The organism is Lactobacillus sp. ESL0679, from assembly GCF_029433515.1.
GTDB lineage: Bacteria > Bacillota > Bacilli > Lactobacillales > Lactobacillaceae > Lactobacillus.
Genome location: NZ_JAQTIG010000001.1, coordinates 475,084 through 500,528 on the forward strand (window position 1 = coordinate 475,084; position 25,445 = coordinate 500,528).

Below are 25,445 nucleotides of genomic sequence, written 5' to 3' on the forward strand. Positions count from 1 at the left end.
TAACTTTAATGTCTGCTTAAAAAGCAGCCAATTTAGTCATTAACATCTTCGCTTTGCATTGCTTTAGTCAATGCATCAGTAACTTGCTTCAGTAAATCTGATAAGTTACTAGCTTGATTGTTAATTCTTGAAGGATGGTTTGTGAGTATTACGTTCATCAACGGTTCTTCTACAAATCTCTTAGTTGCCATGTATTCGTCTTCTAGTCTTGTAATTGACTTAGAAATGCATTCTTTTTTGGAGATAATTGGTTCTTCAAAAGCAGAAGCTAAATTAATTGGTGTGTCCTCTCTTAAAGTAATCATGATGTAATTTGGCAAAGTCTTATTAGCAAACGTCATGTGTGTACTTGTAGGCATCGAAAGAATAAAGGCCTTAACAAATTCTGCAACACTCTTAACAATATCTCCACCATTAAGGTTGTTAGCCAAAGTATTAACACTTACATTAGCATAACGATACAAAATTGCTGAATCATACTCAACTGCACCAAGCATGTCAACATCAGTTGCCTTATCTGGGTGTGAATCATCAAATGCTGTAAAGTAATCGTACTCTGACTTAATCTCATGCGTTGAAATTGCATGCGCTACTTGAGCTGCCGCACTAACATTTAATCTTGGATTATCTGCAACAATGCGACCAAATAAAGCCAAGTCTAAAGAATTATTAGTTTGCAAAATCCGTGTAACATCATTTTTAGCATTTCGATCAGTAAAATTATCATGAGTTAGGGCATACTGTGCCAATTTTTCAATTTGATCAGGACTAATTATCAAATAAGTATCTGTCAAAACTCTACCAGTACTTTGGTCCCGCTTAAATTTAAGTCCAGCTGCACCTAAAGTAGCAATTGACTTGTCAATTGCTGAATTAGCGTCTAAAGATCCATCTAAGGCAGTTAGTTTGTAAGCCAATAACTCGGCAACTTCTTTAGTCTTTATTGCAACTGCAGCATTTTCAGCTTTAAAGAAATCATATACAGCCTTTTGCCAATTTTGTGCAGAAACTCGTGCACGTGTTACTCCACCATAAAATGCTGTCTTTGCTGCACCCGTAGAATCTTGATTAATATTAGAAGAAGGTACTTTCTGTAATATATTCAGATCAAGATATAAATTCGTATTACTCATTCCAATTACTCCTTTTCAGTATTGTTGACCATGTATTTTAAACATTATCCAGCCTTCATATAATTGCATGCTGGACACTTGCAAACTGCTAAGATTTACCTAATTTACTGATATGCTAGCTTTCAATACATCTAAGCATCTCCTAACACTTTAGTAAAAATTTTTGTATAGGTTAAAGGCGATTTTTAAATAATTAAAAAATTTAATATATATCTTAATTTATTCGTTAATACAGTCTTTATAAAAATAAATTATGTGATAAAATTGATTTTTTTGCAAGCTATTTTACAAAATTTAAGTATAGTATAAAAGCAATTTTGTATTTAACAAGTTAGCCAAAAATAAGCTATTATTAGGAAGCTTTACAGATTATTCACAATTCATAACTATTTACATGATATTATATTTTTTAGTTTCCTCTTATCTATTCTTCAATTATTTTAGGTATAATCATGCATAAATTAATTTCACTATCCACTATTAATTTATAAAATTATATAAGTAAATTGTTTAATACTATATTAGTACTAATTATTCAGCGATTGTTAAATTTTAAAAATAATTTTTATCAATAGCTACTCTTCTAACTTTTAATAACACCAAGTAAAACTAATGTCGTCGAAAAAAATAATTATCAGACCAAGTCTTAATATTTTTCACGTATTTTCTTATCTCGATAATGGTCTATTATGCAAATTATGATAAACACAGCAATTACAAACTCAATCACGTGAACCCAGTTGATTGATAAAATTATGTAAAAAATAAATAGGGACAGTAGACCGCTAAATGTTAAAATTCCCGAGAAAAATTTTTTCATTGTCATTAACCTCTGATTTGGAACTAGCTCCCACACTTTTGGGGTATACTATGTAATAGCAAGCTGGATATAGCCGAAAAGCAGGATTTTCTTACTCACAAGTAGACTATTTATAATATACAGTAAATCATATATCAGAATAGTTGAAGATATAAAAATTTTCACTTATGCTTTAGTCTTCCTGAAAAGATAACTTTATGGCTTTTTTGTTTAAACAATTATAGAATTTTAAAGCACAGGTAAGGCAAAAGAGTATAATTAGCATTAACAACAAAATACCAAATGATTATTTTGTCAAGATGACTATTCAAAATTTTTTCGGAAGAAAATTCTAGCTACAGATTTGTTTAAGATTTTTAAGAAATAAAGTATAGTAATTTATCTATACAATGCTAGCTTTACACTAGAGCAAAACCAGCAATTACAAAAATAGCCCAGGAAAACCTGAGCTATCTTGCTGCTTTACTTGAACAAATTATCTAAAAGCTCAATGAGTTTCTCGAAAATTTGTTCTGTCTTGGTCAAGACAAGGTAAAGCAAAATTAGGGTGATGTGCTTCGCACGTTCACATTACGCGCCGCAAGTTTGGTCACTTGCAAGGCGCCTGGGACGGTCATTGTTGACCGTCTTTTTTATGCAAAAAATACCTCTCAGAAGCAAATTGAGGGGTTATTTTTATTTTAGCGTTATTTCTAAAGATTTACCGTCAATGTGAACGCCAGCAGTTGAGGCTTCAGCAACCGTGACCTGTTTGTCGATAAGGATGTCATCAGTCGCAAGCCGGACGCTACCAGCTTGACCCGTATCCGTCGTAACCATTAAGTACTTTTCGAATAGTTCTGAAAGATTGATGTCTGACTTTGACTTGTTGGTAAAGCTTAAAAAGATATTTACACTATCATCTCTTGCAACCACATTGCCAATTTTAACGGTTTTCTGAAGATTAGTAACCATAATGCTATCCATTTTTATTACTGGTTCTACTAAATAAAAGTAACGGTTAGGAATGCCGAAGAACTCTGCAAATTGATAAATGCTGTCAAAGTGAACATTGCAGTACTGTTTTAACAATCTAAGGATTACCCCCACGCATGTGGGGAATACAAACTATCCCCTTTCATTCTGTCATTAAGATTAGGATCACCCCCACGCATGTGGGGAATACACAGAAGAAGATAGAATAAACAGAATTAAAGCAGGATCACCCCCACGCATGTGGGGAATACTTTTTGAAACTGAGTCCGACTTGTTTTGGTTTGGGATCACCCCCACGCATGTGGGGAATACACAATGAGCGTGTTAAATATCTAAGCACTCTAAGGATCACCCCCACGCATGTGGGGAATACGAGGGGTATTTCTTTACATAAAAAAGACGGTCAGGATCACCCCCACGCATGTGGGGAATACCCTTCCCGATTACATTCCAATCTATCTTGTAATAGGATCACCCCCACGCATGTGGGGAATACATATTCCTGCTGGCCCAGCTAGTGATATGTTCAGGATCACCCCCACGCATGTGGGGAATACTACTTGGTGTTGTCGTCGTGGTCTTCCAAGTAGGGATCACCCCCACGCATGTGGGGAATACTCAAATCTGCCGTTAAACCACGTATTACCATTCAGGATCACCCCCACGCATGTGGGGAATACGCTCAGCGAGACAAGCAATAGAGCTAGTCGGTAGGATCACCCCCACGCATGTGGGGAATACTGAGTTTAATATTAAAGTTTTTAGCAGCAGTCAAGGATCACCCCCACGCATGTGGGGAATACGGTACGGATTACACACCTCATGGTATGCAGACGAGGATCACCCCCACGCATGTGGGGAATACTTTCTGAAAAGCCGTTCATGCTCGCACATGAAAGGATCACCCCCACGCATGTGGGGAATACTTGTCTGACTTGACCCAGATACCGAGACCACCAGGATCACCCCCACGCATGTGGGGAATACAAATTTTAAGAGGAGATAAATTATGACAGCAAAGGATCACCCCCACGCATGTGGGGAATACGCAAGCTCATTGTAGGGCTTACGTCTAAGAAAAGGATCACCCCCACGCATGTGGGGAATACAGTGGGTCAAGCGGGATTATCATTTCAGGCTTAGGATCACCCCCACGCATGTGGGGAATACAATCTCCTTGTTTCTTTAAATCTTTAACTATAAGGATCACCCCCACGCATGTGGGGAATACGTTACACCCTTGTAGGTAACCTGCACATAGGTAGGATCACCCCCACGCATGTGGGGAATACTCTTCGTCAGTTTCATCATCTTGTCCACCCTGCAGGATCACCCCCACGCATGTGGGGAATACAGTAAAAGATCCCTATGATACCAACATTCCTAAAATTTGATCCTACCGTTTTTCATTAGTTTGTTCGCTAATTCCATTGTAGCCTGAGCATCAGATAATGCATTGTGTGGCTGTAAATTTTCAATATTGTAAAACTTTAATACTGTCGCCAGCTGATAGTTATCAAGAAACTTTTCAGTTTTCTTAACTATCGTCATTAAATCAATTGTTTTATTATCTAATTCTGCTAAATTACAAGCAATTAGGCCACAAGACAGAAACGTTTCATCAAAATGAAAATTATACCCCATTAAAACAGAAGACTTGATAAAATCTTTTAACTGAACAAGAGCTGAACTAAGTGGTATTCCTTTATCTGCCAACATCTTTTCAGTTATACCCGTAAGCTCAGTTATTGGTTTGGGTATTTTTTGATCGATTTTAATTAATTGATCAAATTTTTGATAACTACCATCTTTTAGCTTTTTAACAGCACCTATTGAAATAATTTGATCACGATCAGCTTTTAATCCTGTTGTTTCAAGATCCAACACAGTAATTTCTGGCTGTGAAATTACTGTATGTACTTTTTTCTGGTTATGTGCCATTACTTTTGCACGATGAAATTTAGCTGCATTACTGAAGCCATACTTTGTAGCTTGCGGCATATTATCAACATTTAGCCGCATTACCAGCGGGATACCATCGTAGTCAACAACATCATAGTTTCGTCGTGTAGTTTTAATTTCGTAACCCAACTCGGTATTGGTGCTATAAACCATGGTTGCTTCACCACTACCAATATTTTTCTCTACTCGCTGCCACAATAAATCGCGTATCCTTGCACTAACATTGCCTACATAGACACCTGTTTGTACTTCTTGATACCACTTAGTAAGGTCGCCTCGCAATGATTGTGGTACTTTAGTTAAAGTAACTACAATCATCAGTCATTACCCTCTTCAATTTCGTGATATTGCACTCCAAATTTTTGCAAACCTAATTTGTCATCCCACAAGTTAATCACATTAGCTTCTTTTGCCTCTGTCACACCAAGTAAATTTTGTAAATCAGTTACCATTCGCGTTAATAATTTACCGCTAGCAAATATATCCCGCATGGCTAATCTTGTTTTAGTAGCAATATCCCTATCATTACCGTACTTAGCCGTAATCTCAAAAGCAACAGGTATTGAAATCTCTGCTTTATATAAATCTGCAAAGTCATAAACAAATGCCAAATCATGTCCTGTATGGACAAAGCCTAACCCCGCAGAAGCGCCCATCGCAACAATAACACTATAGCTCAAGCCATATAAAGCTTGATGAGCTTCAGTCAATGCCTTATTAATTGGCGTCTGTGCTTCAAAGTCATCAGGATTATATTCGCGTCGTGTCCACAAGACGCCGGTTCTTTTAGATTGCTCACGATATATTCGCCTAACACGACTACCTTCCTTGCCACGCAATTCCTGCATTGAGAGTTGCGAAACGTCTTCATCAGGGAAACGCATTTGGTACATTTTTCTAGCAACTGCAATTCGAGAACGTCTATTAGACACCAATTTTGCCTGAGCCTCAAGTAAACGTGAAGAATGATTGAGAGAGCGGCCATGAGCATATTGCCGCACGCCGTACTCGCCAACCCAAACTAAACTCATACCAGCTTCACCAATTAATTCCATCGCTCGATGAGTAACATCAACACCTGGGCCTAACATCAGTACACTTACAATTGCTGCTGGAACAAAAACAGTACCACGACTATCAGAAACCATTAGGGCACTATCTTGCCTGTTCAACTTAGCATGTTCAAAATAAAGAAATGTTACACGATCACTAATTCTAGCCAGTTCTGATAGTTCTGGCTTTTTAGCGCCAAAGTTTTTAACCATTATTTTGACCTCGGAATGACCGTCATCAATCCCATGCCAAAGGCTTTTTCGCGGCCTAATCCATTAACTAACGTCTTTTTAAACAGATCGGCATCGATAACTTGCAAAATACCCTCAAATGTAACCCGACTAAGACGCACTCTACGATTACCGCGATATGATAACAGTGGCCAATCACGACTAACAATATTAAATGACTGTTCATTTTCAGAATATTTTACCTGAAAGCCAGATTTTTCTGCTCGATCAGCCAGCCACTGCATTTGTTGCGCCACAGTAACATGAGGGTATACCTTATTTTGATCTTTTGGCCTGTAAGATGGATTGGCTGTCAGTCTAAACTGCATAATTTCGCCTTGTTTGATTTGATTTAAAAAATTATCATAATTTTTGGTGATAACTGTTATAGCAACACCATATCGCGACAGCCTTTCTGGATTGGGCTTGGCCTCACTCAGAATCAGCAAGTATAACTTCCCTGATAAACGATCAAGCCGCCATAAGTGACGCAATCTTTTACCAGCTCTAATTTCATCTGGGAAGCTTTGCTCTACCCAATTATGAAAAGCCGAAAGTTGCGTCAAATCTTTAATTTTTTGTCGATTATTTACATCGATTTCAACTCTTGATAAATACATTTGCGCTCCTTTTTATAAAGCTGACAAAGCATCATGCTCAGTATCTGGTTTAAAAGCAGGATTAGACAGTTCAACTGCTGTAGTTTTAACCTTGCGAAAGCCATACTGACGTGCTTTTGAATCAAATGATATAGCTTCATCTTTTATTTCCATGCTTGATTCATTAGCATCCGGCAATAAATCCGCATCTGCAATGATTTCCGCTCTAAATGTAGCGCTGCGCTTTTGCTGTTTTTGATACCAATTAGAAGCTCCCCACGGCAATTGCTTTAACACAGAAACTGGATCGCCATCTTTAATATTCATTTGTAAAACACCAGCAGGAACATTTGCACGTCTACCCAAAAATAAGGCATAATGCGGGTGCTTTAATGCAAAATGGATTTTTTCAATAGTAGCTTCCTCACCACCAATAGCTACAACAAAAACGGCATCCTGCAAGTAGTCACGATAGGTGATTTTTCGTGTATCTTTTTTCCATTCAACTGTCTGAAAATCGGTTAAAGTTATCCCGTGCTGATCAATCCGAACAGCAAATTGTAACTCATTTAGCTGCTTAATCCGTTGATCACCACGACTGTATCCTAACGCTGCAGCAATCATCCCTATTATTGCACTTTTTGCTGGATAATCACCTGTTGTCCGCCTTTCAAACGATGCTTCATTGCCATAAGACTGCAAAGGCGCAGTCAACCTAATCGTTAGCGTCTTCATCTTGCATAACCTTTGTCAAAGCTGCAGATACCTGATCTAGTAATTCCGGCAGATTAGCAACTTGCGTTAATTGTCCAACGTTTTCTCGCGAAAGCACAACATTCATAAGTGGCTTTTCAATCATCTTATTAGTAGAGTTATACTCATCTTCTAACTTTTGAATCGATTTTTCGACAAATCCACCTTTAGTCATAACTGGTTCTTCAAAAGCTGATACCAAATTTACTGGTGTATCAGAGCGTAAAGTCAACATAATATAATTAGGCAAAGTCTTATTTGCAAATGTATTTTGTTTACCTGTTGGCATTGACAAGGTAAAGGCTTTAATAAAAGTAATTATACTTTGAATAGCATCTTGATTACCTAAATTTTTAGCTAAATCTTTGACATTAATATTTGCATAGCGATATAAAGTTGCAGAATCATATTCAATCGTTCCCAGCATTGCAGCACCATTAGCATCATCTGGCTGTAAATCATCGAGTGCTGTGAAGTAGTCATATTCTGGAACAATTTCATGTGTCGAAATCGCATGGGCAACTTGAGCTGACGCATCAACATTTAATTCTGGATTATCAGCAACCATCCGGCCAAACAAGGCTAAATCTAAGGAATTATCCTCCTTCAAGATTTGCTTGATTTCCTTCTTAATATCTTTATCATCAAATTTATCATGGTTAAGTGCATACTGAGCTAATTTATCAACTTGTCCAGGACTAACTAATAAAAGCGCGCCTGTTAAAGTCTTACCTGACTTCTTATCCTTTTTAACCTTAATTCCTGCAGCAGTCAAAATTGCAGTTGCCTTTTCCATAGCAGCTTGTTCATCTAAAGAGCTATCCAAAGCTTGCAATTTTTTTGCCAAAAATTCGGCAACTTCTTTAGTCCTTGTTCCAATTGAAGCACTTTCGTCTCTAAAATAATCACGCATCGCTTTTTTCCAACTTTGTGAAGAAACACGTGCCCGCTTAACACCACCATACAATGCCGTTTTAGGTGCACCAGTATCATCACGGTTAATGTTTGACGATGGTACTGTTTGTAATACATTAAGATCTAGATATAAATTTTTGTTAGTCATTTTCTTCTCCTTTAATACTATTTGAATTATTTACCTTAAAATATTGTTCACCCCACGATAAGCGAACTTTGCCCGCACGGTGATAATTCGTTTGAAAATCATATAAATCTTGAGCTAGTAGTGGATAGTCAATTTTCATTGCCTGATTAGTAGCTTTTTGAATTTCTACTAGATGCGTTAGCGAATTAATAACACTAGCAATATTATTTGTCGCTAGTAATGGTTGAATACGCCGATCCAACGCCACTCTAACATCTTCATTTGCTCTTAATTTAGCAAGAGCAGTAAACAAGCTTACGCCGTCAGCCTCTGCATTATCTTTAGCTTTTTTCTTTGTCGAATCGCCACAAACCAATTCATCTTTACCTTGCTGTTGAATTGCATAAAGGCGTATTGCCGCAAACACAGCAATTTCACCAATTGTTGGCTCACCATTTTTACTTAAAAATTGTTCTGGTAAGTACTTCATTAATAATGGCCAAACACCTTGTGCTCGCTGACTTGTGATTGTTGCAGCACTTCTTAAGCTTGCTAAAGCAGCTTTATCCAAGTTGCCATTATCATAAAGTCGGTCAATGATTTTGACCGTTATTTTTCTGATTGCATAATCATATTCCATCAAGTCATCACTCCTTCTTCATCTCTGAATTAACACGATATTTAAAATAGTTATTAATCGTAAAAATATTTCTAAGGCCTTTATCGGTAAGAATCCCTTTTACATCACGTGATGAACTAGTATCCATTACCTTTTTAGCTTCTGCAAAAGCATGCTGTTTAAGCTGCTTTTCCCAAAGAAGTACCTTTTCACCACGTTCATCATGATTAGTTAAACCTGCAAGCCAATCTTTAAACGGTTGATTTAATCCATAATAAAACTTGGCACTTAAGCGATTAGCAAACTCTTTAAGCGAATTATCTTTAAATCCGCGAATTTCACCAACATCACGTGCAAATTGCCAAAAGTATGACCCAACTGTCTGCGTCTTTTCAATTACTGCTTCAATTTGCGCTGGCCAATAATCGGCATCATTTTCATCAAAAAGAACATCGGCATTAATACTCATATCATCGGTAACTTCAGCAACCGGAGATTGTGATGTCGCATTACCATCGTCAATCAAATCCACTGACGCCAATGTCAATAATTTATCATGCGGAATTGCTCGCTTTTCTTTAAGTAACCGCAGCCAAACAACAATTCCCGGCTCCCTGTTATCATGAGCCTTATTGGCATTAACATAATTACCGAAGTTGCGCCACATCGCTTTGCTTAATGACTGCAATCCTCTGACTGCTGGCCTATAAGCCGCCGTCTTTTTATCATATTTCCAGACCGTCATCGGTTCAATCATTGCGTTATCACTGACAATTTTGGGTAGTCCTGCACTAAAAATAGTTGGTTCACCAGTATCATCCCATTCAATATGCAAAATCCGTGACCAACTTGTATACAGCTCTGCAATATTATTCGGTAAAAGATTTTTTTGGCGTTCACTCACGTACTCTTTTGCGCTTGCATATTCCCAGACTGGTCTTTGCCGTGCTGGCTCTTGACTAAATAAAACTAGGTTTAACATCAAAGTTTCAAAAAGAGGTTTACCCTGAGCAAAAACAGGATTTAATTTATACAGCCAACCAGGTGAAACTGAGAATTTCTCATCTGCTTTAATCTTAGTTTTATCAGTTACCCCAGTAAAACTTTGGTAAGTAATTAGCCATCTAGCCAATTCATCGACTGCAATTTGGTTTTTACCTTCACCAGCTTTTGGTGCGAATAGCGCTGGAGTATTGTTACTTTCAGAAATGCGTCTATTAATTTGCTTAACTGATACTGTTCCTGTACCCTTGGCAACAGCCTTATTAGCTGGAACTAGCTCATCATACTCAGCTTTTGTTACCTGATAAAATGGATGTTCACCAAAGAAAGCAAACTTATCAGCGTAATGCTCTAAATATTTAGTAACAATCTCTGTAAAATGTCCTTTTTGGTATAAACTTTGCCAAGTTTTTACTACTGTCTGTTTAATACGGTTCTTAGGATAAAACTTAATTATCGTAGCATCTGATAAAAATTGCTCGGTGCCTTTTTCTAGCCATTCATAGGGTTTACCATCTGCATCAAAACGCGAGTATACCGTCGTTAAGATTGCTAATAACAGTCGTATAATCGCTAAATCTTGTACTCGCATATCACCAGCTAATTGCCGGTAATTTTGAGCATTTTTAAATAATTCAATTAAAGACACTTTTTTCTCTCGACCAGTCTGTTGATCGATTACTTTAAGCCAAGAATCTGTAATTAGATTAAAGTCTTTTTCAATCATCATCATCATCCTTTGTATAACTTAAACCAAACTGCTCAGAATACTGCAATTTCCACTTACCAAGAGTAGTTGTTAAATTTTCATCTAATGGCAAGGCTAAGGCACCTTTGAGCAAAACACTATTTTGCCAATCGGCACAGTATTTATTAGTAAGTTTTTCTAAGCGTTTAATTACCGCTTCAATTTCATTAGTATACTGGGTAATTGCAGTTGGTAGTCTGATTACTTGCTCTGAAATATCATAATCTGAAACCTGAGCTAAATCTTGACCATTAATTAAAAAGTTGCCCTTAGCTGTATGCTTAAGCAAAATAACTTCAATTGTTTCCTGAATATCGCGGACAGCCCTACTTGCCTTTTGTTCATCCTTATCAACATCTAATTGATCATAATTCAGCCAGCCATGAATTGATTCTTCAGGGTCAGGATCATTAATTTGAAAATTACCGGCTTTTTGTTCCTCTTTTTCAATATAAAGATCAAATTCTTCTTTTGCTTTTTCAATTCCAGCAACTTTAGAATCAGTTTTAGGATTATAAACTTGCTGGACAAGATTAGAAATATCATCAGGTAACGTAATAGTATCTGGCAAAAAATGATCCGTCTTCATTAACAAATATTTATGATAAATGCTCTCATTGGCTGCGCCATAATCGCCAAAGTTATTAATTCCCATCACATAAAGTTGTGGCTGCTCTAAATTTTTCGGTCTAGTAATTTCATGGCGATGCAAACGCCCTGCCCGCTGCAAAATCAAATCAATTGGTGCAATATCTGTATAAAGAACATCAAAGTCAATATCCAAAGATTGCTCTAAAACCTGTGTCCCAATTACAACTAATTTTTTTGGTCTCTTACCTTTTTTGCCAATCGCATTTTGCAATTTTGTTTCCTGTGCTGTACGTTCTGGCGCTAAAAAGGCAGAATGTAAAACCATGAATTCTACATCGGATTGCGCAACTAATTTAGCCAATGATTGTGCGCGTTTAACTGTATTTACAATAACTCCAGCAATCCCACCAGCTTTTATCTTATTTAAAATAGCAGCTACCAATTCATCATCAGGTAAATTAATTCTTTCAACCTGCAACTTTTGTACTTTCTGGTCGCTTTGACCAGGGAATTCTGAAATTTGCTTTAACTGACAGCCATCCAGAATACTTACTAATGGATATGCTTGATTGTTTTCCCAATCAGCAGGCGCCTTAAATTTTGAAGCAAATTGCCAACCATACTTACCAATTAAATATGATTGAATCAATAACCTTCTCTTTTCTGTTGGCAATGTTGCTGACAGAATTACAATCGGAACATGATATGCACCTAGCCAAGTTATTGCTTTATACAAATACTGACTCATGTATGCATCATAAGCATGGACCTCATCAATCACGACTACTTTGCCGCTCAAACCTAAATGCTTTAAAAACAAATGCTTTTGCTTTAATCCCATCGAAAGCAGATTATCAATCGTACCAATCGTGAACTTAGTCAGGATAGTCTTTTTCCCAGAAAACCAGCTATTAACTGTAACAGCTCCAGTATCTGTATCATCTGCCACATTTTCCGCATCAGGTAGCCTTTTATATTCTTTATCGAATTGCTTTTTACTGTGCATTAACTCAATTGAAAAATCACCTTGTTGCTCAGCAGATAGTTTTTGCAGCCAATACTCAACTCTTTTAAACATTGCATTACTCGTTGCCTGAGTTGGCAAACCCATAAATAATCCATCTGCGCCGGTAATATAAGCTAACTGTTCAGCAGCAACTAGTGCAATCTCTGTTTTACCTAGGCCCATTGGTGCTTCGACAATAATCATACCCGGATCAATCGTTTCACCAATTGCTTTAGTTATTGTCTTTTGAACCGGTCTTGCTTTAAACTGCCATCTCTTTTCATATGGGTCAATTGTTTCAGAAACTTTTTGCGGCTCCCATTCATCGCCAAGGTACCAATTATGCATCGCCTGTTCAAAACGCTTTTCCATATTTAAATCATGCCAAGTTTGATCTAGTCTAATTAATGGAAAGAGCTCTTCACCATTATGTGTACGCTCACTTGAAGCTAGCCAATCAGCCATAATTATTAGGCCTTCCAATATCACAGCTTGCGGTTGAGTAATGTCCGGAATATCTGCAACACTTTGATAACCTGCAATTGCTAAACCATATTCAAATAATTCTTTTTGGACTTGCTGCCAAGGTGTTTTCAGGATTTCATTTTGATCACTTTGATAATAATTTGCTGTATGATTTCTAATTTCATCATAAGGAGTGGCTGACTCAGGCTTACCATGATGGCCGCCAATCAATGCGGCCACATTTTCTGGCACACCAAATTTTAGTAATAAAGCTTCTCCTGCTCGGTTATGAGGGGATTCTCTTCGCAATGGCAATTCCAAATTATCAAGATCAGAGAAGCCTTGCCTGATTAGCTTTTCAATCAAAGCATTATCTAAATCATCATCATGAATATATGCCTTTTTAGTTTGAAAAGCTGGTGTAGACTTACCAATATCATGGACAAAGCCCAAGAACTTAATTAGTTTATGAATTTCGTCATCAGACAAATTTCCTTTTAAAAATTGACGCTGATTATTAGATAACCAATGATTATATAAAAAATTAATTACATTTTTAGTATCTGTTAAGTGAGCAATCAATGGTAACCATTTTTGTTGCCCATCTTCTGTATTTTTCTTTGCCCATAATGCTAAAGTTTTACTTGATAAAGCTGTCATCACTTTAAATCTCCTTAGTTTATTTTTTTATTAATTATTAAGTTCAATATATACTCTTACACGCCTTGTTGCAAGCGCTTTAAAAATAATTTTAAATAAATGGGCTAAGTATGACGCTATAGCCCAGAAATTAGCCCCCACAAATGTGGGGAATACCATATTTTTATTTATTATTAACGGATGACCCTCATTATTATGAGGAATACATCTTTAATTATACCATCTTCAAATAATGTTGCTTCCTTATCCAAATTGACCCAGACAACCTCTCTAAGCAGGATTCATATATTTCTGACTTGCTTTACAATCTGGCATTACCTGGTACTTTATTCTTGATCATCATTTCAGTAAGGTTGCTAATACCATTTCGCCAAGTTTGTAACTGGGACTTAGTATTAACCGAAAATGGGTACCCGGTAATTAACGTTAATCCTTCCAAAAAAGCTCGAGATAAATACATGATGGCATTAGCCACAGCAGAAGCGCCAGAAAATGACCCTCAACCATTTAGAGAACTAATCACTGATTACGTTGAAAAAGAATTAGACTGCAGAATTAAAACTCTGCAGTTAAATGAGAAATATACTCAAGAAGCAGAAGAATCATTTAATCGTAGTGGAATAGACTGGGATAAATTAGAAAAAGAAAGACTTGCGCAAGCAGAATTAGCATCACAATACAAGGCGCAAAAAGGACTTAAACAAGATGTCCCCGAATTAGAATGAAATTCTATAAATTATTGAATAGCAAAAATAGCTCAGGAAAGCCTGAGCTATTTTATTACTTTATTTAAACAAATGGTTGATAAGACAGGGTAGCATAAAACTGAAGTGATGTGCATCACCTGCAATACTCAGTAGAGGTCGCAATCGACTGTTTTTTTATCCTATATCAATCATAACATTTAAATAGGATTAATTTTCAACCCTCACCATTGTGGGGAATACCAGTATTTTGCCCATATTGATAATCCGGAAAATGGATCACTCCCACCTCTGTGGGGAATACATACCTTGACCCAAGCGCTGTGGAACAACATTAGGAGCACCCTCACGTTTGTGGGGAATACCTTTGTTTTCTAGCGAAAATGTCCGTTAGTTAGGATCACCCCCACGCATGTGGGGAATACTGATTAAAAACCAGCTTCTCTAACGTCAAAATAGGATCACCCCCACGCATGTGGGGAATACACTTCAAACTTGCTTGCGTAATTTTGTACCTCAGGATCACCCCCACGCATGTGGGGAATACCAATTTCAGCAACACAAATGTCCACTTCCTTAAGGATCACCCCCACGCATGTGGGGAATACTAGTGAGATTAGTTATGAAGCCATAAATAATGTAGGATCACCCCCACGCATGTGGGGAATACCGTTTTGCCGTATGGCTGAACACCACTTTTTTAGGATCACCCCCACGCATGTGGGGAATACGTACTGTTACAGATACCATTCAGCACACAACCAGGATCACCCCCACGCATGTGGGGAATACTGTCTAGCGTCTTAATCTGGTCATAGCATGTTGGGATCACCCCCACGCATGTGGGGAATACAGTAAAAGATCCCAGCTATATCAACATTCTTAAAATGAAGAATACACTTTTTTCATTGGTTTGTAAATTTTAATTTATAATTACTTAGCTTTAATATCCTATCTAATACTACAATATTCTAAACATTTTTCCTTTTCTTCTTCGGCGTAATATTTAGCGCCATCGCTGCAGCAACTACCAAAAGGGCGCCAAGCCAATCAAGTGGCGTCATAATTAAGCCGAAGCACAAAACCGACCCAATCGTTGCGGACAATGGCTCAAAAGCATCAAGCAAACTAGCCGTCGATGCCTTAATGAATCGCAGTGAGTTAGTCATCAATTGAAACGGAATAAGAGTACCAATCACAATTACTACAGCAACGGACAACCAAACTTGTCCTGTTAAATGCGTATGTGGCCAGACTGGATGAATAATTGTCAAACAAATTCCAGCAGAGAGTAATCCCCATCCTGTGACCACCAAACTAGAAACTCGGTGCAATACATTAATTGGAATTAAAGTGTTAGTTGCCACGCCAACTGCGGCTAACAGTCCCCACATAAGTACTTCGGGTGTAATCGCCAAATGACTGAAATCACCGTGTGTTGCAAGCAAAATAACACCAATAAATGCCGTGATTGCGGCTAGCATATCTAACATACGCAGAGTTTGCTGATGGCGAATGATTAAGTAAGCCATCACAAAAAACGGCCCAATAAATTGCAGGATTGTTGCAATCGCCGGATTGGCTTTTTGCACGGTAATAAAATAAAACAACTGCACTGGCAACAAGCCAAAAATACCGTACGCGATAATTACCCACGCGTCATGCTTATTTTTCATTGTTGCTATCGGCTTTTGGTCAACAGCTCCAGCAACTATTAATAAAACCACACCCGAAACTACCATGCGCATTTGTGTAAGCCAAATTGGTGTAATTTCCGGACTAATGTTAAATAATGACTTGGCAAATAGCCCCGAAATCCCCCACATAACACAGGCTAAGCCCGCAAGAAAGGCCCACAAATGTCTCTTCTTAGCTGATACCATTTCTAACTCTCCTTTTTTATTTTAACTTACTTATAATAACAAAAATCCCGATTAAGCTAAACTAGCAACTAAAAAAAGCATGACCATTCATGCTTTTTTGTTCGCCAACTTTAAGACCAACGCTCTTGTTTATACGCCATCTGCCAAAATTGCAATTCATAATAACTGCTACGAACAAATGCCAGTTGCATCTTTTCACGTTCACTTGCAGAGCTGGAATCAGCTAGCGAATTGGTCAGGCGCAAAATTCGTTTTACATTAGTTGCATACCAATCACCATCATAAGTATCAATCCATTCTTGATAATAAGAAACCGGTGACCCCGAATCTGCTAGTTTTTGGCCAATTTCTTGATACAACCAGTAGCATGGCACAAGGGAGGCAACTGCTGGTCCAATTCCATCCCTGGCCAAAGTCATCTCCAAATGATTAACGTAAGCATACGCTGTTGGTGCAATCAGTGTCTGTGCAATTTCATCCGGCGTAATTTTCAATTGTTCAAAAAAGCGCTCACGGACTGCCATTTCACTGTCCTTTAAATCTTGGGCCCCAGCAAGCAAAAATTCTTTAGTCTGCTGGTCAGATGTTTTTGCCGCAATTGCGCAATGAAAGTTACTAAATTCATTTAAATAATACCTGTCTTGTAATAAATAAAAGCGGAACTTATTCATTGGCAATTTCCCGCTTTTTAATTCCTGCACAAATGGATGCATCATACTCTTTTGCCATAAACTATTTGCCGCTTGATGCAACTGGTCTGTAAATTCTGTCATATCATTCTTCTCCTTAACTACATAAACTTTGCCGTAAAACTGTCAATAACTGCTGCTCGGCACTTGTTAATCGGTGAGTTTTGCGGTAAGCCACTGACATATAAAAGTGTGGCTGCTGAGAATCCGTTAAGCTAACAGTGCACAATTGATCCGCCTTACTTAACGCGGTCTGTGTTAAAAAACCGATACCCAAATTTTGCCGCACCATTGCTTTTAATATTTGAATATCATTAGCTTTATAAATAATGCGGGGCTTAACTTGTGCTCTCTTGCATAGTTGCTTAAATGCCTGCTCGTGAACAAAAACATTGCTTAACGTGATAAATGGTTGCTTTTTTAAGTCCGCAAAAGATACTGACTCTTGTTTGGCTAACGGATTTTCAGGTGCGACCACAACCTTAAACTGGGTTTTAGCAAATAAGTCAACATGCAGCTGGTTATTAAATGTTGGTGCGATTGAACCTAATAATGCCATTTCCAAGTCACCTGATTCCAAGAGCTCCTGCAAATGTGACGAGCCCGCCTCAATCGTTTCTAGTGAATTGGTTAAGCCAGCCTTAAATAATTCCGGGAAAATCTGTGGAAAATAATAGTTACCAATAATCGGCGGTAGTCCCAACCTAATCACCTGACGCTCAATCTGCGCAATTTCGCGTTTAGTCAAATCCAATTCTGCTAAAATTGACCGCGCATGCAGCGCCAATTGCTGACCTGTTGGTGTTGGCCGCAACTGTTGGTGTGAATGATCCCGCACCAGCAAGCTAGTCTGAAAGTCATTCTCAAGTCGCTTAATTGCCAGCGTTAACGTTGGCTGTGATACTCCACATGCCTTAGCTGCTTGCGAGAAGCTGCGCTTTTCTAAAATTGTTAAAAAATACATCAAGTCCTTAACGTTTAATGAATCCAAATTACTCTCACCCCTTAATCAATTTCCTCATATAACATTTTATTATAAGTTGAGCAAAATTTGACAATAAATTTATTACCCGCGTAAAGTACAGAATTGTTGCTATTAAAAATACTTATTGTATTATATTTGGAGGGCAATTATGGAACAAGGACAAAATATTTTAAACAATCCTTTTTTAAACAAAGGAACTGGTTTTACTAAGCAAGAACGTGAACAATACGGCTTAACTGGACTACTGCCAGCACGTGTGCAAACATTAGCTGAACAGGCAAGTCAAGCTTACAACCAATTTCAAAGTAAAACATCTGCTCTTGAGAAGCGCCTATTCTTAATGAATATCTTCAACGAGAACCGGACGTTATTCTTTTACTTGATGGGACAACATATTGTTGAATTTATGCCAATCGTTTACGATCCCACTGTTGCCGACTCAATTGAGCAATATGGTCAATTGTTTACTAACCCGCAAAATGCGGCTTTTTTATCAATTGACGATGCGGCAAATATCACAGCAGCCCTAACCAACGCTGCAGCAGGTCGCGATATTCGTTTAATTGTTGCAACTGATGCTCAAGGCATTTTAGGTATTGGCGACTGGGGCGTTAACGGCGTTGACATCGCCATTGGTAAGCTGATGGTTTACACTGCAGCTGCCGGCGTTGACCCCAGCCAAGTTTTGCCCGTTGTATTAGACGTCGGTACTGATAACCAAACCTTGCTTGATGATCCAGAGTATCTGGGTAACCGTCATCACCGCATTCAAGGTGAACAGTACATGACTTTTGTCGACGAAGTTGTCCAAAATATCGAAACTGTCTTCCCGCATGTTTTGTTACACTTTGAAGATTTTGGTCGCGAAAATGCCGCAACCATTTTAAATAAATACAGAAACGATATTTTTACTTTCAACGACGATATTCAAGGAACAGGAATTGTTTCTTTAGCCGCAGTTCTTGGTGCGTTAAATATTTCTAAGGAAAAGTTAACAGACCAAATCTTTTTAACCTTTGGTGCTGGGACTGCTGGTATCGGAATTGCAAATATGATGCGGGACGAGTTAGTCCGTGCAGGTTTGAGTCCAGAAGAAGCTCGCAAGCACTTTTACCTTGTTGATAAGCAAGGCTTATTGTTTGATGATACCCCCGAGCTGACTGCTGGGCAAAAAGACTTCACTAGAACGCGCAATGAATTTGCTAATGCCGATGAATTGACTAACCTTGAAGCCGTGGTTAAAGCTGTCCACCCCACAATTATGATTGGGACCTCGACACAACCTGGTGCTTTTACCAAAGCTATTGTCCAAGAAATGGCAGCACATACAGCTAGACCTATTATCTTCCCATTATCTAATCCAACTAAATTAGCCGAGGCCAAAGCCGAAGACTTAATTAAGTGGACTGATGGTCGGGCTCTTGTTGCGACTGGGATTCCTGCCGATGCAGTTGAATACCAAGGTGTAACCTATGAAATTGGCCAAGCCAATAATGCCCTAGTATACCCAGGACTTGGTCTTGGAGCAATATCCGTGAAGGCCAAGCTGATGAGCGATAAAATGGTCGCAACCGCCAGCCATGCTTTAGGTGGGATTGTTGATCCAACTATTGCCGGTGCTGCGGTTCTGCCGCCAGTTGCGAAACTAACCAGTTTCTCAGCCACAATTGCCGAAAAGGTAGCTCAAACTGCAATTGATCAAGGTTTAGCAGGTGAAGGAATTACTGACGCCAAAAAAGCCGTTCAAGAAACAAAATGGATGCCTAAATATTAATTAACTACAGAAAGAGGAAACTTTTTATGCAAGTCTTTTTGACATCTGTATCAAGCGTTGTCGTGATTATCTTAATCATGGCTCTCGGCTTTTTACTAAAACAATTTAATTGGATTGACGATAAATTTGGTAGTGAAATTTCTAGTATTATTACTAAAATCGCCCTGCCAGCTTCGATTTTTACAGCCGTTATGAAAAACCTTAGCCGTGGTAGCCTGCTGCAATTATCAACCGAATTATTGTTCCCAGCATTGGGCGTAATTATCGGCTACATTATTGCTTGGCTCTGCGTCAAAGTCTTTAAAATCCGTCCTGGCCGCCGCGGTATCTTTATGAACGCCGTGGTTAATGCCAACACAATCTTTATCGGAATGCCGTTAAACATGGCACTTTTCGGTGATCAAGCCATGTCTTACTTCCTGGTATATTACATTATCAACACCGTTTCCACTTGGGCCTTTGGCGTCTTCTTAATTCAAAACGACGACCCAACTGCTAAAGGTAAAAAGACTAGCCACAAAATTAATTGGAAGAAACTTTTACCAATGCCACTTGTTGGTTTCATTGTTGCTCTAGTCTGGATGTTATTAGGAATTCCTGTACCTACCTTCTTAAACTCTACATTAACTTACGTTGGGAACTTAGTAACACCACTTTCACTTGTTTATATCGGGATTGTCCTGCATGACGCCGGGATTAAGAACATCAAGTTCGATCGCGATTCAATCTTGGCCTTGATTGGTCGGTTCATTCTTTCACCAGTAGTTTTAATTATTTTAATTAAAATCGGAATGAATGCTGGCTTCAACTTGCCAAGCTTGATGCGGCAAACTCTAGTTGTGCAATCAGCAACGCCAATGTTAGCTGTTTTACCAATTTTGGCTAACGAGTCACACGGCGATGTTAAATACGCAACCAACATTGTTGTTGAAAGTACAATTCTCTTCATTATTGTAGTACCAATTTTGATGACGATTTTACAATTTATCTAACAATTAAAAAAACAAAGACCAAGCTGTCATCATTAGCTTGGTCTTTATTTTTTAGTTTTAATCCCGCCACTAACTTAGCATTGTATTCTTCATTAAAAATCGGTATAATTGGAAGCGATAACACGAGGGGGGCCTTTTAGGCTGAGATGAAACAACGTTTCAGACCCTTTGAACCTGTAAGCTAATACTTGCGCGAGGAACGTGTCAACTACCTATTGCTTTGACACAACTACGTGCCAAAGCTTTTTTATTAGCTCAAAGTTATGGCTCTGAGGACTTCTTCAATTATTTTTAGGAGAAAAATTATGCAGTTAGAATTATTAGATAAATTGCGCAAACAGAACCCCGTTGTTCTTAATGCCGCTAACTTCGTTACCGTTCAAGATGTCGCCAATGGATTGAATGCGATTGGTGCTTCGCCCATTATGAGTAACGAAATTGATGAAACCAGCGAAATGGTCAACATGGCCTCGGCCGTAGCGATTAACATGGGTAGTTTAACTAAATTACAGATTGCCCACATGAAGGCAATGGGCGATTTAGCTCGAGAATACAAAAAGCCAATCGTACTAGATCCTGTTGCTGTCGGTGCTGTCCAATATCGACTTAATGTTGCCCAAGACTTATTATGGAACTTCCATGTGGGTGTAATTCGTGGTAATGCGGGAGAAATCGCCGCTTTAGGCGATTTTGCATGGAATGCTAAGGGCATCGATGCTGGATCTGGCACGGGCAATCTTGACGAAATCACCAAGGAAGTAGCTAAAAAGTATCACTGTACCGTTATTGCCAGTGGTGCAACTGATACAATTAGTGATGGCAACAATGTGGTCCACATTCATAATGGTACCCCACTGTTTCAGGCTCATGTGGGCTCCGGCGACATGTTAACCAGCATTGTCGCTGCCTTTTGTGCAGTAACCGATAGTCGCTTCGAGGCGGCTCAAGCTGCAACGCTTGTGTTTGGTTCAATCGGACAATTGGTTGTTCAAGATCATCCCGATGTTGGCCCCGGCAGTTTTGGGATGTACCTCATGGACTACTTAGCCAAGGTGCAAGTTGCTGATATTAAAAAGATTGCTGATTATGATTAAGGAAGTATTTTATGGCAGAAGAAATTAATTCATTCCCTCAAGTTCTGACAATTGCTGGGACAGATTCTGGTGGTGGTGCCGGCATCATGGCAGACCTCAAGACCTTTCAAATGCAAGGCGTCTTTGGCACCGCCGTTGTCGTCGCCGTTACTGCCCAAAATACGTTGGGTGTCCAAGCATCACACCTACTCCCACTTGAGATGATTGATGAGCAGTGTGCATCTTTAGCTGCTGATTTTAAAATTCGGGCAACTAAAACCGGCATGCTTGGTAATGCTGCCCACGTCCACCAAGTGGCGCTTAACTTACAAAAATATGACTTCGGTCCAGTTACCGTTGACCCTGTCATGGTAGCTAAAGGTGGTGCCCACCTACTAAGTGAAGATGCAATTACAACCGTAAAGAAAGAGTTATTGCCATTAGCCAACTTAGTAACTCCTAACTTGCCAGAAGCGCAGGTGTTAACGGGCATAACTGTTACTTCGCAGCAGCAGTATCCCGACCTTGCTCGTTCATTGCAAGATATGGGTGTTAAAAACGTGCTAATCAAGGGCGGACATTCCACTACCGAAGAAGTCCGCGACTTTGCCCTTCTTGAAGACGGTTCTAGCTTCTGGGTTAGCAGTCCGCGGACGCATACTAAACGGACGCATGGTACCGGCGATACCTTAGCTGCCGCAATCACTGCCCAGCTTGCTCTTGGACACAATTTAGCCACTGCTATTAAACTCGCTAAACAATACGTTACAAAGACAATTGAACAAACAATCCAGGTGGGACATGGTCACGGACCACTCAACCACTGGGCAAAATAGATAGGAAAAACTAATGCAAAAGTTTAACGCAAACATTCTTCAGTCTTACTTTATTTGTGGTACTCAGGATTTACCAGCAGGCAAGACTCTGCCAGAAATCGTCGAGGAAGCGCTAAAAGCTGGAATTACGGCTTTTCAATTTCGTGATAAGGGACCTAATTCAACTTTAAGTGATAATGAGCGACTGCCAATGGCTCGTCAGTTGCATGAGCTTTGTCAGCAATATCAAGTGCCCTTCTTTATCGATGACGATGTAGCATTAGCCAAAGCAGTTAATGCCGAGGGAATTCACGTTGGTCAAAGCGACGAAGCGATCCAGCAAGTGATTAACGAAGTTGGCAGCCAAATGATTGTAGGCTACTCCTGCTCAACTTTAGCTGAAATTGAAGCTGGCAACCAAATTGCAGGGATTGATTATTATGGCAGCGGTCCGATTTTTGCAACACAATCCAAGGCTGACGCTGACCCTGTAATTGGCCTCACTGGTCTTACCGAATTGGCAACCAGCAGTAAGCATCCCATCGTTGCTATCGGTGGTATCACGGTAAAAGACTTACCTGATATTACTCATACTGGAGCCGCTGGTGCAGCAGTAATTTCAATGATTGCCCAAAGTGGCGATATTAAAGAAACTGTTCGGGCAATGCTTGATGCCCCGTGGCACAATTAAAGTCTATATATTTAAAATCACGCCATTAGACGTGATTTTTTGCTAGCAAAAAAGGCCGCTATGATTACACTAACGACCCTATATTTAACTTTTTCGTTCCTCAATAATCGTGAAGATAATTTCTAGGATTAAACTAATATTCCAATAGAATATAGAAAGGACCGCGATTATTCCTAATATTTCTTGCTTGTAGGTACCATATAAGCACATGAAAATTATGGCAACACCAAACATCAACCAATTCAGCCATTTAGTTACTCGTGCACCAACAACATGGTTAATATAGCGGTCACGTTCATCATCATCACAAATGTCTCGCTTACCCTTTTTAATGTCTTGCCAATTAACCAGGTAGCCCGAAGCACAAATTAACAGTAATATTGCCCAAATAATATGTTTAATTCTATATGCCACATCTTTATCATGAAAGACGATCACTATTTCAAGTAAACTCATTACTAAAAAGAACAATCCATAAACAGCGGAGCGCAGCAGTTTTTTCTTCATTATTGGTTCTCCAAATATTCTTTTAAACAAAACAAATCTTCAATACTTATGCCAAAAAAGCACGCCAACTTATATGCTAGCAATAACGATGGCTTGTACTTACCTTTTTCTACAGAAATAATTGTTCGTTGTGTAACCCCAACTTTGTCAGCCAGTTCTTCCTGAGTTAATTTATGCTCTAGTCGCAATTTTTTCACTAAATTCGGCATTATTTTCATCTCTACATTCAATATTCAATATGAAGCTTACTTCATATGAAACTAACTTCATATTATTACATTTAGTAATAAAAATCAATCATAAATAAAAAATATCTGTTCCTAATCAGGAACAGATATTTTAATTTACACATAGTTAATTTCGACATCGCCAAACTTACTATTGCCGGTTAATACTAGCGTTGGCCCGCCACCATTAGAGCTGCCATTAATCTCAACATCGCCGAAAATTGACGACATCTGGTCATCAACCTGCCACGATAATGGAATATAAAGCGAGACATCACTCATTGATGAATTAATATCCACAATTATCGTATCAGTTGCCGGTTTAGCCGCATCAAGATAGACCTTGGCATCCCCCATTAACGAATTGATCGTAACACTGCGCAAACTCTGCGAACGAACATAGCGCGAAACATCAGACAACTTCTGATTAACCACAATGTCTTGCTCATCCACATCCTGACTGCTACTGTCAAAAACATGGTCGGTATGAAATGACTTTTCTGTGCCAAATTTTGACCAATCACCATTTACCTTATGCCCGTTAATATACACATGAGCATGGTGCCGTTTGTGCGGAAAAATCATGTGTAGACCGCCAGTAATTAAACATGCCGCCAGTAAGACAGTCCACGGAACAATCTTAGTAATTTTAAGTGGCTGGGCATACACAATTAATAAAAAGGCAATTGAAAAAATCGTGCCGCCAATACTACGATTACTCAGGCCTTCAATCAAGCACGCACCAAAAATAATTGTCCAAAAAATCGTCCAAAAATTTAGCCGAAACGAAAACAAATTTAACTGATTCATGATTAAAAAGATTGCTGCTCCAAGTAATGCTACTCCCCAAAACAGTTCTCTAATCTTTTGCTTTTTCATTATAATGGCCTTCTCTCGTTTAATCGATCACTCAAGCTGTGGTAATAGTGGCGTGAAACATAGACAGTTTTATAAGTATCATGAAAGTGTATCTGACAGTTAGTAATTGATCTGGTCAATGAGTACACTTGCTTCAAATTCAAAATCGTGGATTTGGAAACGCGCATAAATTGACTGCTCAATAAGTTCTCTAGTTCGTATAATTTATAGTTAACACTAAACGAATCACGTCCCGTATGTGCAACCACTTGCCGATCTTCTGTTTCAAAAAACAAAATGTCATTCAAATCCAAGTAATATGAAACGTCATCTTTATAACATTCAAGCTGATCAGGTCTTTGACTGACTTCCTGCAGTTGCCGATAGATCCGCTCAATTTCTGGCGACAACTCTTTTGCTTGAATTGTTACCACTGGTTCGGTCATATCAGGGTCAAGGTCAATTTTTACTTTCATGATTCTCACCTGCCTTTCATGATGATTATTAAACGCTAATTTAAAACCAAAATCTACCCTCTTTGCATAAGTGGTCGTTTTAAGTGCGTAAGTTGCAATTGCAACGACACTAA

Annotated in this window: 23 protein-coding genes, 2 CRISPR repeat arrays and 1 riboswitch; of the genes, 6 read left to right on the top strand and 17 right to left on the bottom strand. The window is 38.7% G+C overall.

Going from position 1 to position 25,445, the window contains the following annotated elements; all coding sequences use genetic code 11:
* Positions 1 to 32: 32 nt before the first annotated feature.
* From cas7e (PT287_RS02360) to cas3, 10 genes are all read right to left on the bottom strand, one after another.
* Positions 33 to 1,133: a type I-E CRISPR-associated protein Cas7/Cse4/CasC gene (cas7e, locus tag PT287_RS02360; protein ID WP_277132273.1), complete on the bottom strand. Its 1,101-nt coding sequence runs from the start codon at positions 1,131 to 1,133 to the stop codon at positions 33 to 35.
* 1,495 nt (positions 1,134 to 2,628) lie between these two features.
* Positions 2,629 to 3,024, bottom strand: a complete 396-nt coding sequence (locus tag PT287_RS02365; RefSeq protein ID WP_277132275.1) for a hypothetical protein — start codon at positions 3,022 to 3,024, stop codon at positions 2,629 to 2,631.
* Between the two features lie 4 nt (positions 3,025 to 3,028).
* A CRISPR array of direct repeats spans positions 3,029 to 4,282; the repeat unit is 29 nt; unit sequence AGGATCACCCCCACGCATGTGGGGAATAC.
* Between the two features lie 29 nt (positions 4,283 to 4,311).
* The gene (gene cas2e / locus PT287_RS02370; protein ID WP_277132276.1) at positions 4,312 to 5,208 is read right to left on the bottom strand and encodes a type I-E CRISPR-associated endoribonuclease Cas2e; all 897 of its coding nucleotides are present in this window, start codon (positions 5,206 to 5,208) and stop codon (positions 4,312 to 4,314) included.
* Positions 5,208 to 6,155: a type I-E CRISPR-associated endonuclease Cas1e gene (cas1e, locus tag PT287_RS02375; protein ID WP_277132278.1), complete on the bottom strand. Its 948-nt coding sequence runs from the start codon at positions 6,153 to 6,155 to the stop codon at positions 5,208 to 5,210. Before cas1e ends, cas2e begins: the two co-directional genes overlap by 1 nt.
* On the bottom strand, positions 6,155 to 6,793 hold the full coding sequence (cas6e, locus tag PT287_RS02380; RefSeq protein WP_277132279.1) for a type I-E CRISPR-associated protein Cas6/Cse3/CasE: 639 nt from the start codon (positions 6,791 to 6,793) through the stop codon (positions 6,155 to 6,157). The genes cas1e and cas6e overlap by 1 nt, the downstream gene beginning before the upstream one ends.
* A gap of 12 nt (positions 6,794 to 6,805) precedes the next feature.
* Entirely contained in the window at positions 6,806 to 7,507 is a 702-nt protein-coding gene (gene cas5e / locus PT287_RS02385; RefSeq protein ID WP_277132281.1) for a type I-E CRISPR-associated protein Cas5/CasD, read from the bottom strand.
* Positions 7,488 to 8,588 (bottom strand): type I-E CRISPR-associated protein Cas7/Cse4/CasC, encoded by a 1,101-nt coding sequence (cas7e, locus tag PT287_RS02390; RefSeq protein WP_277132283.1) that lies wholly within the window; start codon positions 8,586 to 8,588, stop codon positions 7,488 to 7,490. The genes cas5e and cas7e (PT287_RS02390) overlap by 20 nt, the downstream gene beginning before the upstream one ends.
* The gene (casB, locus tag PT287_RS02395) at positions 8,581 to 9,207 is read right to left on the bottom strand and encodes a type I-E CRISPR-associated protein Cse2/CasB (RefSeq protein ID WP_277132285.1); all 627 of its coding nucleotides are present in this window, start codon (positions 9,205 to 9,207) and stop codon (positions 8,581 to 8,583) included. Before casB ends, cas7e (PT287_RS02390) begins: the two co-directional genes overlap by 8 nt.
* 7 nt (positions 9,208 to 9,214) lie before the next feature.
* Positions 9,215 to 10,915 carry a type I-E CRISPR-associated protein Cse1/CasA gene (locus PT287_RS02400; RefSeq protein WP_277132287.1) on the bottom strand — a complete coding sequence of 567 codons (1,701 nt, stop codon included), beginning with the start codon at positions 10,913 to 10,915 and terminating at the stop codon, positions 9,215 to 9,217.
* On the bottom strand, positions 10,908 to 13,658 hold the full coding sequence (gene cas3, locus PT287_RS02405) for a CRISPR-associated helicase Cas3' (protein ID WP_277132288.1): 2,751 nt from the start codon (positions 13,656 to 13,658) through the stop codon (positions 10,908 to 10,910). The genes PT287_RS02400 and cas3 overlap by 8 nt, the downstream gene beginning before the upstream one ends.
* 332 nt (positions 13,659 to 13,990) lie before the next feature.
* On the opposite strand from cas3, the gene PT287_RS02410 reads away from it, so the two are divergent.
* Positions 13,991 to 14,383, top strand: a complete 393-nt coding sequence (locus PT287_RS02410) for a hypothetical protein (protein WP_277132289.1) — start codon at positions 13,991 to 13,993, stop codon at positions 14,381 to 14,383.
* 194 nt (positions 14,384 to 14,577) lie between these two features.
* Positions 14,578 to 15,215: a CRISPR direct-repeat array (repeat unit 28 nt; unit sequence GGATCACCCCCACGCATGTGGGGAATAC).
* A gap of 118 nt (positions 15,216 to 15,333) precedes the next feature.
* Here the strand turns inward: PT287_RS02410 and PT287_RS02415 are convergent.
* The 3 genes from PT287_RS02415 to PT287_RS02425 form a co-directional block, all read right to left on the bottom strand.
* On the bottom strand, positions 15,334 to 16,245 hold the full coding sequence (locus PT287_RS02415; protein ID WP_277132290.1) for an EamA family transporter: 912 nt from the start codon (positions 16,243 to 16,245) through the stop codon (positions 15,334 to 15,336).
* A 110-nt stretch (positions 16,246 to 16,355) separates the two neighbouring features.
* A complete protein-coding gene (gene tenA / locus PT287_RS02420) occupies positions 16,356 to 17,018 on the bottom strand; it encodes a thiaminase II (RefSeq protein ID WP_277132291.1) in 663 nt (220 codons plus the stop codon).
* A gap of 13 nt (positions 17,019 to 17,031) precedes the next feature.
* Positions 17,032 to 17,925: a LysR family transcriptional regulator gene (locus PT287_RS02425; RefSeq protein WP_277132292.1), complete on the bottom strand. Its 894-nt coding sequence runs from the start codon at positions 17,923 to 17,925 to the stop codon at positions 17,032 to 17,034.
* A 142-nt stretch (positions 17,926 to 18,067) separates the two neighbouring features.
* Here PT287_RS02425 and PT287_RS02430 point away from each other — a divergent pair, with 142 nt between their 5' ends.
* The 5 genes from PT287_RS02430 to thiE all read left to right on the top strand — a co-directional run bounded on the left by PT287_RS02430 (position 18,068) and on the right by thiE (position 23,264).
* Entirely contained in the window at positions 18,068 to 19,693 is a 1,626-nt protein-coding gene (locus PT287_RS02430) for a malolactic enzyme (RefSeq protein WP_277132293.1), read from the top strand.
* A gap of 26 nt (positions 19,694 to 19,719) precedes the next feature.
* Positions 19,720 to 20,685: an AEC family transporter gene (locus PT287_RS02435; protein ID WP_277132294.1), complete on the top strand. Its 966-nt coding sequence runs from the start codon at positions 19,720 to 19,722 to the stop codon at positions 20,683 to 20,685.
* A gap of 115 nt (positions 20,686 to 20,800) precedes the next feature.
* A riboswitch (TPP riboswitch) is annotated at positions 20,801 to 20,902 on the top strand.
* Positions 20,903 to 20,990: 88 nt separating this feature from the next.
* Positions 20,991 to 21,779, top strand: coding sequence for a hydroxyethylthiazole kinase (gene thiM, locus PT287_RS02440; RefSeq protein ID WP_277132295.1), 789 nt, complete (start codon positions 20,991 to 20,993; stop codon positions 21,777 to 21,779).
* An 11-nt stretch (positions 21,780 to 21,790) separates the two neighbouring features.
* Entirely contained in the window at positions 21,791 to 22,594 is an 804-nt protein-coding gene (gene thiD / locus PT287_RS02445; protein ID WP_277132296.1) for a bifunctional hydroxymethylpyrimidine kinase/phosphomethylpyrimidine kinase, read from the top strand.
* 13 nt (positions 22,595 to 22,607) lie between these two features.
* Positions 22,608 to 23,264, top strand: coding sequence for a thiamine phosphate synthase (gene thiE, locus PT287_RS02450; protein WP_277132297.1), 657 nt, complete (start codon positions 22,608 to 22,610; stop codon positions 23,262 to 23,264).
* Positions 23,265 to 23,348: 84 nt separating this feature from the next.
* On the opposite strand, the gene PT287_RS02455 is transcribed toward thiE, so the two are convergent.
* From PT287_RS02455 to PT287_RS02470, 4 genes are all read right to left on the bottom strand, one after another.
* Positions 23,349 to 23,771 (bottom strand): hypothetical protein, encoded by a 423-nt coding sequence (locus PT287_RS02455; protein ID WP_277132298.1) that lies wholly within the window; start codon positions 23,769 to 23,771, stop codon positions 23,349 to 23,351.
* Complete coding sequence (locus tag PT287_RS02460; RefSeq protein ID WP_277132299.1) at positions 23,771 to 23,980, bottom strand: helix-turn-helix transcriptional regulator; 210 nt, start codon at positions 23,978 to 23,980, stop codon at positions 23,771 to 23,773. Before PT287_RS02460 ends, PT287_RS02455 begins: the two co-directional genes overlap by 1 nt.
* A gap of 135 nt (positions 23,981 to 24,115) precedes the next feature.
* Entirely contained in the window at positions 24,116 to 24,877 is a 762-nt protein-coding gene (locus PT287_RS02465; protein ID WP_277132300.1) for a LiaF domain-containing protein, read from the bottom strand.
* Positions 24,877 to 25,332 (bottom strand): LytTR family DNA-binding domain-containing protein, encoded by a 456-nt coding sequence (locus PT287_RS02470; RefSeq protein WP_277132301.1) that lies wholly within the window; start codon positions 25,330 to 25,332, stop codon positions 24,877 to 24,879. The genes PT287_RS02465 and PT287_RS02470 overlap by 1 nt, the downstream gene beginning before the upstream one ends.
* Positions 25,333 to 25,445: the final 113 nt, after the last annotated feature.